Origin of the sequence: Nitrosomonas sp. (assembly GCF_024282095.1) — a bacterium.
In the GTDB taxonomy this organism is placed as follows: Bacteria; Pseudomonadota; Gammaproteobacteria; order Burkholderiales; family Nitrosomonadaceae; genus Nitrosomonas.
The window spans coordinates 33,889-47,084 of sequence record NZ_JAMWZS010000022.1 but is presented as its reverse complement, the minus strand read 5'-3'; the positions used below and the strand labels follow the sequence as shown (position 1 = coordinate 47,084).

The window sequence follows — 13,196 nt, the reverse complement described above, 5'->3', positions numbered from 1 at the left end:
ACAGACAAGGTACGTCTTTTAACCAAGAAATGGCGCAATAGCGCCTTTATCTCTTAGTTTTTTGCAAAGAATTCACCAAAATTTACCTGATCTTCAACATTGAAGTGGGATTTAAAGAATCTGCAGCGAAAACTGATGGTTTTGCAAAGGTCTCTAAATATCGCTTTTAATGCCTTATGAATAGCCCTGAGACAATTTGTCACATAGCCATACACTAAAATTTAAGCTAATGTTCTATTGTTAACCACGCCAGGAATTCATTCTCTCCCCTCATCATGTTCAGTGACCTTAGTCAATCACCTCTCAGCAAAAACTTACAACGCTTATTTCTACTCCGAAGTATCGCCATCATCGCCCAGTGTCTCACACTCGGCTTAGTGTATTGGACGATTGAAATAGTAATCCCCTGGACTCAGATGATCTCAGTTGTCGCGTTACTCGCACTATTAAATCTATTGACCTGGATACGTCTGCACCGCAAATGGCCGGTATCGCATATAGAATTTTTTTTGCAATTATTAATTGATGTCTTAGCACTCAGCACGTTATTGTATTTTAGCGGTGGATCAACCAATCCATTTATTTCATTATATTTACTCCCACTGACTATCGCTGCCGCCACACTACCCTGGCGCTATACATGGGTCATGGCGATTATCACAATCGCTTGCTATACACTATTACTATTTAATTACGTACCCCTACCGCACGAACACAGCAATCATCTCATTGAATTCGCATTGCATGTGTCAGGCATGTGGTTAGCATTTGTATTAAGCACCGTAATCATTGCGTGGTTTGTCGTTAAAATGAGTTCCTCCATTCGAGAGCGGGATCAAGATCTTGCCAAAGCGCGAGAACATGCATTACGCAATGAACAAATTATTGCCTTGGGAACACTGGCAGCCGGTGCCGCACATGAGCTTGGCACACCACTCTCAACCATGGCTGTGGTGACACGGGAATTACAGCAAGAGTACACACACGATAGTGAATTTCAGAATAACGTTCGCATCCTGCGGGACCAGATTACTCATTGCAAGCAGACGCTAACCCAATTATTGGCGAAAGCCGGCCAAACCAGGGCTGAGCATGGCAGTGAGTTACCCGTCGATGAGTTCCTGCGTCAGATTCTTGATAAATGGAAGCTAATACGCCCTTCTGTAAAATTCACCTATCAAAGTACAGACATACAACCTGTCCCTAAAATTATGGATAATCAATTGCTGAGTCAATCGATATTAAATTTGCTTAATAATGCCGCCGATGCTTCTTCAAAATGTATTGAAATCAAAAGCAATTGGGAGAATCTGATGCTACATCTTGAAATCATTGATGATGGCGAAGGTTTGTCCGCAGAAGCCATGCAACGCGCCGGTGAAGCTTTTTTTTCCAGCAAAACACCGGGGCAAGGCTTTGGAATCGGTCTATTTCTGGCCAATGCAAATATTGAACGATTTGGTGGCAGTGTCCGCCTGTTTAATCTTGAACAGGGTGGTGCCTGTACACAAGTCGTTTTGCCGTTGATAAGGTAGATGTCATGACTGAATCTTCATTAAGCGATAACAACGAGTATCCCAGTCTATTGATTGTCGATGACGACACCGTTTTTTGTGATGTGCTGGCAAAAGCCATGACAAAACGCGGCTTCAGCGTGGCATGCGCGCATACGATCGAAGATGCATTGAATTTGGTTGAAGCTTCAACACCCGAATATGCCATTGTCGACTTAAAATTATCCAGTGAGTCTGGATTGGTTTTGGTCGAGAAACTAAGATCCCTGGATCCCGGCACACGTATCGTCATGCTGACGGGCTATGCCAGTATCGCTACAGCGGTTGAGGCCATCAAACTGGGTGCTACACACTACCTCGCCAAACCTGTTGATGCCGACGAAATTATGGCTGCTTTTGAACGTGTCGTTGGTGAATCGGATATACCTATCAGTGCAAACCCCTTATCGGTAGGCCGACTGGAATGGGAATATATTCAGCGGATTCTCACGGAAAATGACAACAATATATCGGTTACCGCAAGAATATTGAACATGCATCGCCGCACATTGCAACGTAAACTTGCCAAAAGACCGCATCGCGAGTAACTAGAGACAATCTTATAACGTTGCAATTACCCGTATATCTTGCCCAATCATGCGCAGATCCTGAACTGCAAGTGTTGCCTTTTGCTGCAGGTCTACCAATTCAGGTAGTTTCAGCATCCCTTGCGCATCATCACCGAGTAGATGCGGCGCAAGATAAATGATCATCTCATCGACCAATCCCGCGCTAACCAAAGCACCGTTCAACCCACACCCAGCTTCTACCAATACTTCATTTATTCCAAAATCAGCCAGCATAGCCATCATTTTTCCCAGATCGACCACGCCTTCAGCATTGGGTAAAACAATCACTCGCACCCCCATCTTCTCAAGGGCCGTTTTTTTCTCCTGATTCCCGTTATCAGCAGTGAAAATCAATACCTCCCCACCCTGCAGTAATTTAGCATCCAATGAAATAGCCAAGTGACTGTCCACGATGACTTTCTTGGGTTGACGGCATGTTTCAATATGACGTACTGTCAGCTGAGGATTATCGGATTTTACTGTACCGATACCCGTCACAATAGCGCATGAGCGTGCCCGCCATCGATGTCCGTCCTGCCGCGCAGCTTCGCCGGTGATCCACTGACTCTTGCCATTATTCAGCGCAGTCTTACCATCCAGGCTTGCAGCAATTTTCAACCTGATCCAGGGCTTTTTACGAAGCATGCGGGAAACAAAACCCACATTGAGTGCGCGCGCTTGCACATGTAGCAGGCCTATTTGTACGGTAATGCCAGCTTGTTGCAATAGTGCACAACCACGTCCAGATACCAGTGGATTAGGATCCTCCATGGCCACGATGACCCTGGCGATGCCTGCTTCAATCAAAGCATTGGCACAAGGCGGCGTACGTCCATAATGACTGCAAGGCTCCAGGGTTATATAGGCTGTTGCGCCACGTGCTACTTTTCCAGCTGCATGTAATGCATGAATTTCCGCATGCGGTTGCCCCGCCCGTTCATGCCATCCGCTGCCCACAATTTCACCATTGCTGGTGATCACGCAACCCACACGCGGGTTTGGCGTTGTACTATAGAGTCCCTTCTCAGCTAATCGTAGCGCATAAGACATAAAGGCATAATCGGCGGAAGAAAACATCTGAAAATTGCTAGATATGATTGAGGATCTATCGGTATGCTAATAAAACTACAAGCAAAAAACTCTCGGACTGATCCCGAATACTTTCTTCAGTTACATTCACTGTTCTGATTTTTGTACGTCATTGATTGCATTTCGGAAATCATCGACGTCCTGAAAGCTTTTATACACAGATGCAAACCGGATATAAGCCACTTGATCAAGCTTATGCAGTTCTTGCATCACACTTTCACCAATGCTGCGCGACGAGACTTCTCGTTCTCCCATACTTAAATACTTCTGCACAATACGATCGATCGCAGCATCCACGTAACTGGTAGGAACCGGACGTTTATGCAGTGCTCGTTTAAATCCCGTCAATAATTTATTACGATCAAACTCCGTTCGACTACCATCATGTTTTACAACCTGAGGCAAACGCAATTCGACGGTTTCATAGGTTGTAAAACGTTTATCACAAGATTGACAGCGCCGACGACGGCGTATTTTTTGACCGTCCTCGCTCACACGAGAATCGATCACATTGGTATCATCCGCGTTGCAAAAAGGACACTTCATACTACGCCAAACCAACAATAATCAGCTGAACAGATCATTTTAATAGCTGCTCAGCTTGATGAGCTATCCATACACCGGAAATTTTGCACACAATCGTTTTGCTTCAGTAGCCACACGTGACAAAACTGACGCATCTTCAGGCGCAGCCAATACATCGGCTATGAGATTAGCCAATTGTTCTGCTTCCAGTTCTTTAAAACCTCGCGTGGTTATAGCTGGTGAACCAACGCGAATACCACTGGTTACAAACGGTTTCTGCGGATCATTAGGGATAGCATTCTTGTTAACCGTGATATGCGCCAACTCAAGCGCTTCCTCTGCCTTCTTACCAGTCAGATTCATTGCGCGCAAATCAACCAGAAACATATGACAATCCGTCTGACCCGACACAATTCGCAAACCACGATGAATTAGTACTTTCGCCATGACACGCGCATTTTCAATGACTTGCTCTTGATAGTCCTTAAATTCCTGACTAGCAGCTTCCTTAAATGCAACTGCTTTAGCCGCGATCACATGCATTAAAGGGCCGCCTTGCGTTTGTGGAAAGATGGCGGAATTCAGCGCTTTTTCATGCTCAGGTTTGGCCATAATAATACCGCCACGTGGGCCACGTAGGGTTTTGTGCGTAGTACTCGTCACAAAATCCGCGATGCCCACCGGATTGGGATAAAAACCGGCAGCTACCAATCCAGCGTAATGGGCCATATCGACAAAAAGGTACGCACCCACCGCATCGGCAATTTTGCGAAAACGTTTCCAATCGATAACTCGTGCATAAGACGAAGCACCTGCAACAATCATTTTTGGCTTATGTTCGTGAGCTAATCGCTCAACTTCATCATAATCAAGCACTTCAGTTTCCGGATGCAAACCATAGGAAACTGAATTGAAAATTTTTCCACTCATACTAACGCTGGAGCCATGCGTTAAGTGGCCACCGTGCGCTAATGACATGCCCAGCAAAGTATCGCCAGGCTTCAGCACTGACAGATAAACCGCTGCGTTGGCTTGAGAACCTGAATGTGGCTGCACATTGACGTATTCAGCACCGAAGAGTGCTTTTAATCGATCAATCGCCAATTGCTCCACCTGATCGGCGTACATACAGCCACCGTAATAGCGTTTGGTCGGATAGCCTTCGGCGTATTTATTGGTTAAAACGGAGCCCTGTGCCTGCATAACAGCAGGACTTGCATAGTTCTCCGACGCGATTAATTCGATATATTCTTCTTGACGTTGCACTTCGCCTTTAATCGCTTGCCATACTTCTGGGTCGACATTTTCTATTGTGTGTTTCTGAGAAAACATGGTGATACCAATCCTTTGAAATTTTTTGGAAACCGAGAAAATACATATATTACCATTACCTGCCGAAACGCAGATAGTGGATCACAAGACAGTTAAATAAAAAAGAAAAGAATCTCATTCTTCAAGAAAATGAATTTATCTTAATTGCAGATAATCTTCATCGATGATCTTAGGTCAATTTTTCGCCTTACCAAGAAATTCTCTTTGATTCTCAATAATTTTCTTAGTAAGCAGTGATTGCTTAGCAGCTTCAATCAATAATTAATCATTGACCTGTTTGAAAGCTTTCAATACATCCCCGGGAAAAGTACGAATTTAATATCGCTTTTTTTCTTCATCTCTCCCCACACGGCGTGCCTTCCGGCCAAGACATCGCCAATCGCCATTGGTAAGTTTGAGCGACAACGGGATGCGCCAAGGTCATAAAAAAACAGTGTGACAAAAACAAACCAAAGCTTTCGACAGGTATCCCACTATCTTTCCGGGCAAATATAACAGTAGAACTGTTTCTTATATGTAGTAGCTAGAAAGTTATAGATCAAATAATTGCAGCCTCTTCTTCAAACAACAGCGTTACTTTATCATTACTATCAATATCAACAGTTACCTTACCGCCATTGACTAAACGCCCGAACAGTAATTCATCTGCTAATGCGCTACGGATAGTATCTTGGATAAGCCGCTCCATAGGACGTGCACCCATCAGCGGATCAAAACCATGTTTTGCAAGATATTTGCGCAATTTCTCCGTAAATGTTGCTTCCACTTTCTTTTCCTGCAACTGTGTTTCCAATTGAATCAGGAACTTATCAGTTACTCGTAAAATAATTTCCTGATCTAAAGGAGTGAATGAAATAATCGCATCAAGCCGATTACGGAATTCAGGAGTAAATAGCCTCTTAATATCAACCAACTCGTCGCCTGCAGATTTTGATTTCGTAAATCCAATTGAGGACTTAGTAAGGGATTCGGCACCTGCGTTTGTAGTCATAATGATAATAACATTGCGAAAATCTGCTTTGCGTCCATTATTATCCGTCAGTGTCCCATAATCCATGACTTGCAATAAAATATTAAAAATATCTGTATGTGCCTTTTCAATTTCATCCAATAATAAAACTGAATAGGGATGCTTAATTACTGCTTCTGTCAGCAATCCACCTTGATCGTAGCCGACATATCCGGGTGGCGCACCAATCAAACGAGAGACAGCATGGCGCTCCATATATTCAGACATATCGAAGCGATGCAAATGAATACCCAGTGCGTAGGCTAGCTGCCTAGCTACTTCGGTTTTACCAACTCCTGTCGGACCTGAAAAAAGAAAAGAGCCTACTGGTTTACGCGGATTACCCAGCCCACTTCTTGCCATTTTAATGGCTGCGGTCAATGAATTAATCGCATTATCTTGGCCAAAAACAATGGCTTTCATGTCACGTTCCAATGTTCTCAGCTTGTTACGATCATTGGTGGAAATATTTTGTGGAGGAATTCGCGCAATCTTGGCAACCACGCTTTCAATTTCACTTTTACCAATAACTTTACGTTTTTTCGATTTTGGCAATATACGCTGAGCTGCACCTGCTTCATCGAGTACGTCAATTGCCTTGTCAGGTAAATGTCTATCATTAATATAGCGCTCTGATAATTCCGCTGCGGAGATCAATGCGCTGGCAGTATATTTAACCTTATGGTGCTGTTCATAGCGTGATTTCAAGCCGCGCAAAATGGCAACAGTCTCATCAACACTAGGTTCATTAACTTCTATCTGCTGAAAACGCCTAGATAGCGCATGGTCTTTCTCAAAGATTCCACGATACTCATTAAACGTTGTGGCACCGATACATCGTAATTGCCCAGAACTTAAAACAGGTTTTAGAAGATTCGATGCATCCAAAACCCCTCCCGAGGCAGCACCCGCACCAATTAATGTATGGATCTCATCAATAAACAAAATAGCCGCCGGATTATCGGTCAGTTGTTTCAACAGTGTCTTTAAACGTTGTTCAAAATCTCCTCGATACTTGGTCCCAGCCAATAAAGCTCCCATATCAAGCGCATAAATTTGATGCTTCAAAAGTAAATCGGGCACATCTGCTTCAACAATGCGTTTTGCCAAACCTTCTGCAATTGCAGTTTTTCCTACACCGGCCTCGCCGACCAACAAGGGATTGTTTTTACGACGCCGACATAACGTTTGTATAACTCGCTCGATCTCTTTTTCACGCCCTACCAATGGATCAATCTTATTGATCAATGCCAAATGATTAAGATTTATTGTGTAATTCTCTAGCACTCCTCCAGCGCTGGATTCGTGTTCCCCATCCCCTTCATTTCCAGTTTTAGCATCATTTTCATGTGGTGTTTTCCGAATATTATGTGAAATATAATTAACCACATCTAAGCGTGTTACACCCCTTTGATGCAAGAAATAGACAGCATGTGAATCTTTCTCGCCAAATATTGATACCAGAACGTTTGCACCAGTAACTTCTTTCTTTCCAGATGATTGAACATGGAGAATGGCTCTCTGAATGACGCGCTGAAAACCTAAGGTTGGTTGCGTATCAACTTCTTCGCTACCATTAATCACGGGTGTATGACGTGCTATATGGTCCAACAATACTGATCGCAGATCTTCAGTATCCACTAAGCAAGCATTTAATACTTCTGCAGCACTCGCATTATCCAGCATAGCCAGCAGTAAGTGCTCGACCGTAATGAATTCATAGCGCTTTTGTCTAGACTCTACAAATGCCATATGCAAACTGACTTCTAAATCAGGGGCAATCATCTCAATTTTCCTCCATTACGCACCTAAGTGGATGTTGATTTTTTCTCGCATATGCAACCACCTGATTAACCTTAGTGCTTGCAATATCACTTGTGTACACGCCACACACTCCGACCCCCTCTGTATGCACCTTTAACATTGTTTCCGTTGCTTCTTCTTGATTCATATAAAAAAATATCTTTAACACCTCAATGACAAATTCCATCGGAGTAAAATCATCATTCAATAATAAGATTTTATACATTGAAGGACTTTTCTCTTTAGCTTTAGCCTTTTCTTCTTTATAAACAGCAGTATCAGAATCTCTTCCCGCCATAATTGCCTTCCTTTCTTACTAATCTCTATCAAAAAATTGGATATTAATTAGTATAAAGTACTTCACCATGGACATATTTGACGATTACGACAATTTTTTCAAGTATCTTGAGATAATCATCCAATCCTCATGACAAAATAATATGATGTAACCGCTTGACTTTAACCCCGGATTTGCGTAAAACGGCATATGGCGTTTGGCTTCAAGTTCTCTGCGGTACCGGTTTTATCCGTCAATGGTCTTGAAATTCAAATAGTATTAGGGTTTCCGGCCCAGTTTTTAATATAGGAAGTAGAGATGGCAACAGGTACAGTAAAATGGTTTAATGATTCGAAAGGTTTTGGTTTTATTACTCCTGATGATGGTAGTGAAGATTTATTTGCACACTTTTCAGCAATCAACATGTCTGGATTTAAAACACTCAAAGAAGGTCAGAAAGTGAGCTTTGATGTCACTCAAGGCCCGAAAGGAAAACAAGCCTCTAATATCCAATCCGCTTAACTGTTTGTTCAGAAAAATGAAAACTGGCGTAGACTTTTGACACAGTAAGATCATAAAGACATATAGCAGTTACCCCCCTTGCCATAGCGGTTAGGGGGGCTATTTTACTCCCATACCACCACACACACGCCTTTGCGTCTTTGCCTTTGCAATAACCTGCTAATTCATATGCCTAATCATTGAATCGCCAAACATTGAGCAAGAAACTTGCTGAGCATCCCCCATCTGACGTGCAAAATCATAAGTGACTATCTTATCCTTTATGGTTGCTTCCATTGCTTTAATAAGTATATCCGCAGCCTCTATCCAGCCTAAGTGCCGCAGCATCATTTCCGCAGACAAGATAATAGAACCAGGATTAACTTGATCTTTTCCAGCGTATTTTGGTGCCGTACCATGTGTTGCTTCAAAAACTGCAACAGAATCACTCAGATTAGCCCCTGGTGCAATTCCTATTCCACCCACCTGAGCTGCCAATGCATCAGAAATATAATCGCCATTCAAGTTCAAAGTTGCCACCACATCATATTCTTCTGGGCGTAGCAAAATTTGCTGCAAAAAAGCATCTGCAATTACATCCTTAATGACAATACCGCCACTTTCTCGTGACAGTTTCATCCAAGGACCTCCATCCAGTAACTCTGCTCCGAATTCCTTAACAGCCAAAGCATATCCCCATTTCTTGAATGCACCCTCGGTAAACTTCATAATGTTACCTTTATGAACGAAAGTAACCGATTTACGTTTATTATTTATCGCATATTGAATTGCCTTTCGAACAAAGCGTTCTGTCCCTTCTCTTGAAACTGGTTTGATACCAATACCCGAAGTATTAGGGAAACGTATACTGGCAACTCCCATATCCTTAATCAGAAAATTAATAACTTTCTTGACTGACTCCGACTCGGCTTCCCACTCTATCCCTGCATAAATATCCTCAGAGTTTTCACGAAAAATCACCATCTCAGTTTTTTCTGGATTCTTTAGCGGACTAGGGACACCAGCAAAATAACGCACAGGACGCAAGCAAATATATAAATCGAGTTGTTGACGAAGTGCTACGTTAATCGAACGAATACCTCCACCAATCGGTGTTGTTAATGGGCCTTTAATTGAAACCACAAACTCTTTTGCTGCCGCTAGAGTTTCTTCCGGCAACCACACGTCAGCCCCATAAATTCGTGTTGATTTCTCACCAGCATAAATTTCCATCCATGAGATTTTACGTTGACCGTCATATGCCTTTTCAACTGCTGCATCGACAACCTTCCGCATTACGGGAGTAATATCAACACCAATCCCATCTCCTTCAATAAAAGGAATAATGGGATTATCTGGCACACTTAACGAATTATCATCATTAATCTGAATTTTCTTGCCATCAACAGGCACCTTTATATGCTGGTACATTGCATCTCCAAGTATTGGAATATCAAATTATCATCTCATCAATCTCTTACGCTCAGAATAACACACAACATTTACAATTACTTATGTAAGTATATTTAACATGCCGCATTCAAAGAAAATTCAAGACGTCCCAGCTAAAAATCAGTCCTAGAAATCCCGAGCAGAACACTCGTCTCATTGGTACCACATTTTAAGTAGAAAGCATCCCTGCTCACTGCGCGTTAACGTTAACTTAGCTACTGGTAGAATAAACTTCGTAATTCTTATAGTTTTATTATTATACGAGTAAACTTGATACCTTTCTATTGCGATCAATAAACACGCTCATGCTTATTTACCCAACAAGATACCGCAAGTACAATCCCTTACCAACTATTTATACAATCCAAGCACATTAAATTCACAAAATCAATACACTACATAATACTAATATAAACGGCTCGCATCATATTAATGAATTTAAATCTTCTTATACCCAACCTATTTTGGCCCGATGCTTCGCAGCCAGAAATTTATAGTGATTTGTCAATACCATCTTTGGAGATACTGTTAGCAAAAAGTACTTCTACGCAGCATCCATCACAGGAAATAGAGATGTGGCTATGCAAAGCGTTTAATATAGCACAACAACAAAACAGCTGGCCTATTGCACCAATCATGTTGCGCATCGACAACCCGGGTTTAGCAAAAACCAGTAAAGATTTCTGGATGCGAGCCGATCCTGTGCATCTACGAATCGAACAAAACCACATCATGTTAGCTGATAATCAAGCTTTCGAAATTTCTAAAGAAGAAGCCGAGCAAATAGTGCAAGATTTAAATCACAACATCGGTAATCACTACGATTTCTCTATCCTACCACTGCGTCCAGATCGTTGGTATATCCGATTATCAAAAGTACCGAAAATCCAGACATATACACTCGGTCAAGTCACATGCATGAACATTAATGGCTTTTTACCTACAGGCAGTGAAAGTATAATTTGGCACAAGATTTTCAATGAAATCCAGATGTTGCTTTATGAACACCCGGTTAATCAAGCACGTGAATCTCGCGGAGAATTATCCATCAATAGTGTTTGGTTCTGGGGAGGAGGAAATATGCCACAATCGATACAAGCTCCTTATACACATATCTGGAGTGACCATGACTTACCGCGTGCATTAGCAGCGGCGAGCAACCTCAGCCATTCAAAATTACCTGCCCACGCTGATGAATGGCTACAACTTGGAACAGCAGGAAATCATCTGATGGTATTAGATACTCTGCTTGGAAAAGCCAAATACAGAAATGCTTATGGCTGGCGTGAAACTTTGACGAATCTGGAGAAAAGTTGGTTTTCCCCCCTATATAAGGCCCTGAGAAAGGGAAAAATTGACCAATTAACCATCACGACCCTAAACGAAACTTCATCTCAGGATTTTGTAATCATGCGCTCTAATTTATGGAAATTCTGGCTAGTAACCCACCCACTTTCCTTTTATCTAGTAAAGCACTAAACAAATCAAAACATTTCAATATTATTTTTTATTTTGACCAAGTTGCAGCAGCAGCTTTTACTAAAACTCACAGATATTAAGAACAAGGAACCGTCATGCACAGAACCTCTCTATTTAATATTGTCAGGCCATATTTAGCTGCTTGCACTGCATTAATACTTACTATCGCTCTAATAATGAGTACATTTTTCTTGAATGAACTCGCATTGCACTGGTCAGCCATACTATGGCTGTCTTTAATATTCGCACTAATAGCAATATTTATCCAAACGGCTCGCGCAGAAAAAAATATCAAAAACTATTCAGACCAATTATTAGTCAGCAAGGAAAGACTTTCAAATGAGATAAAGCACCGACTATGGGCTGAGAAGAAGGCATCAGAGAGCAAAATAAAATCATTATTTATCGATGAAAATATCCCTGTGATGCTGGCCTACTTCAACGTTGATCTACGCTGCCGTTATCATAACCGAATCTTTCGCCGATGGTTTGGATTAAAGCCTGATCAAATAGACGGACGGCTTTTAATGGAATTCTCCGACGAAGAATTTTTCACTGATATTAAAAATTGTATTACAGAGATTTTAGCGGGGAAAACCGTACATAACGAACGCACTCTTAAATCAATCAAGGGCTTTCCTTATATTTTCACTGAGCAATATGTTCCACATCTTGACAGTAAAGGAAAAACAATTGGCTTCTACACAGTGCATACTCCACGTACACAGGAAAAGAGTCGCGTCTCTTTAAAAAATAAAGTAGAAAATTCAGTTAAACCGGAACCACGAAGAACCAATAATCCACCGACTGGAGACAATGCAGCCCTTCAAAGCACCCAAACACTCAGTGCAGAAATGACAACAGCATCCGCACGTATCGTACAAGCAATTGAAGGGGGAGAATTTAATCTCTATTACCAACAAATCAGCTCTGTCAAACCCACCACCACTTCACCATCACACTATGAAATTCTAATTCGCATGAATGAGGAAGAGAATAACCTGATGCCACCAGGCTCATTCTTACCCTTTGTCGATCAATTTAAAATGATGCCACAACTGGATCGGTGGATAGTCGGCCATATCGCAAAATGGTTATCTACTCACCAAACTAATTCAATATTTTGCCTTAATGTTGCTAAAGATACCTTAAGTGATCATGCTTTTCCTGGTTTCATCCAAGATCAATTACAAAAAATGAATGTAGCCGCTTCAAGTCTTTGCTTTGAAATTGAAATATCAGATGCAGAGGCAAACATTACAGATACGGTTATTTTTTCACAAAAAATTCATGAATTAGGTTGCCTACTTTCACTATGCAGTTTTAACCATGATCCTAGCTCGCTTGCGCTACTTGATAAAGTGAAAGTAAATTACCTGAAAATTGATGGCAGCCTGATTTGCAATATTCTTCGCGATGAGGAAGATTTAGCGAAAGTAATAGCTATTAATAAACTAGCTCAGAAAGCCGGTATTAAAACAATTGCAGAATTAGTGGAAACTGACGACATCATTGCAAAGTTACAAGAAATTGGTGTTGATTATGCACAGGGATTTGGTATTGCTAAAGCTTATCCATTCAGAGATCTCGAATTATAATTCTTACTC

At 41.7% G+C, this 13,196-nt stretch carries 11 protein-coding genes; 5 read left to right on the top strand and 6 right to left on the bottom strand.

Annotated elements, in window-relative coordinates:
• Positions 1 to 275 precede the first annotated feature (275 nt).
• Entirely contained in the window at positions 276 to 1,535 is a 1,260-nt protein-coding gene (locus Q0K92_RS08035) for an ATP-binding protein (RefSeq protein WP_297325286.1), read from the top strand.
• Between the two features lie 5 nt (positions 1,536 to 1,540).
• Positions 1,541 to 2,101, top strand: a complete 561-nt coding sequence (locus tag Q0K92_RS08030) for a response regulator transcription factor (RefSeq protein ID WP_297325285.1) — start codon at positions 1,541 to 1,543, stop codon at positions 2,099 to 2,101.
• 12 nt (positions 2,102 to 2,113) lie between these two features.
• On the opposite strand, the gene ribD is transcribed toward Q0K92_RS08030, so the two are convergent.
• The 5 genes from ribD to clpS all read right to left on the bottom strand — a co-directional run bounded on the left by ribD (position 2,114) and on the right by clpS (position 8,178).
• Positions 2,114 to 3,199 carry a bifunctional diaminohydroxyphosphoribosylaminopyrimidine deaminase/5-amino-6-(5-phosphoribosylamino)uracil reductase RibD gene (ribD, locus tag Q0K92_RS08025; protein ID WP_297325284.1) on the bottom strand — a complete coding sequence of 362 codons (1,086 nt, stop codon included), beginning with the start codon at positions 3,197 to 3,199 and terminating at the stop codon, positions 2,114 to 2,116.
• Positions 3,200 to 3,298: 99 nt separating this feature from the next.
• Entirely contained in the window at positions 3,299 to 3,757 is a 459-nt protein-coding gene (gene nrdR, locus Q0K92_RS08020; protein WP_297325283.1) for a transcriptional regulator NrdR, read from the bottom strand.
• Between the two features lie 63 nt (positions 3,758 to 3,820).
• Positions 3,821 to 5,068, bottom strand: coding sequence for a serine hydroxymethyltransferase (glyA, locus tag Q0K92_RS08015; protein WP_297325282.1), 1,248 nt, complete (start codon positions 5,066 to 5,068; stop codon positions 3,821 to 3,823).
• Positions 5,069 to 5,606: 538 nt separating this feature from the next.
• Positions 5,607 to 7,862, bottom strand: coding sequence for an ATP-dependent Clp protease ATP-binding subunit ClpA (clpA, locus tag Q0K92_RS08010; protein WP_297325281.1), 2,256 nt, complete (start codon positions 7,860 to 7,862; stop codon positions 5,607 to 5,609).
• A 1-nt stretch (position 7,863) separates the two neighbouring features.
• Positions 7,864 to 8,178 (bottom strand): ATP-dependent Clp protease adapter ClpS, encoded by a 315-nt coding sequence (gene clpS, locus Q0K92_RS08005; RefSeq protein ID WP_297325280.1) that lies wholly within the window; start codon positions 8,176 to 8,178, stop codon positions 7,864 to 7,866.
• Positions 8,179 to 8,475: 297 nt separating this feature from the next.
• Here clpS and Q0K92_RS08000 point away from each other — a divergent pair, with 297 nt between their 5' ends.
• Positions 8,476 to 8,679: a cold-shock protein gene (locus tag Q0K92_RS08000; protein ID WP_013964362.1), complete on the top strand. Its 204-nt coding sequence runs from the start codon at positions 8,476 to 8,478 to the stop codon at positions 8,677 to 8,679.
• A gap of 159 nt (positions 8,680 to 8,838) precedes the next feature.
• Here Q0K92_RS08000 and icd read toward each other — a convergent pair whose 3' ends face one another.
• Positions 8,839 to 10,089, bottom strand: coding sequence for an NADP-dependent isocitrate dehydrogenase (icd, locus tag Q0K92_RS07995; protein ID WP_297325279.1), 1,251 nt, complete (start codon positions 10,087 to 10,089; stop codon positions 8,839 to 8,841).
• 453 nt (positions 10,090 to 10,542) lie between these two features.
• On the opposite strand from icd, the gene Q0K92_RS07990 reads away from it, so the two are divergent.
• Positions 10,543 to 11,589 (top strand): phosphoglycerate mutase, encoded by a 1,047-nt coding sequence (locus Q0K92_RS07990; RefSeq protein WP_297325278.1) that lies wholly within the window; start codon positions 10,543 to 10,545, stop codon positions 11,587 to 11,589.
• 191 nt (positions 11,590 to 11,780) lie between these two features.
• The gene (locus Q0K92_RS07985) at positions 11,781 to 13,187 is read left to right on the top strand and encodes an EAL domain-containing protein (RefSeq protein WP_297325277.1); all 1,407 of its coding nucleotides are present in this window, start codon (positions 11,781 to 11,783) and stop codon (positions 13,185 to 13,187) included.
• Positions 13,188 to 13,196 lie beyond the last annotated feature (9 nt).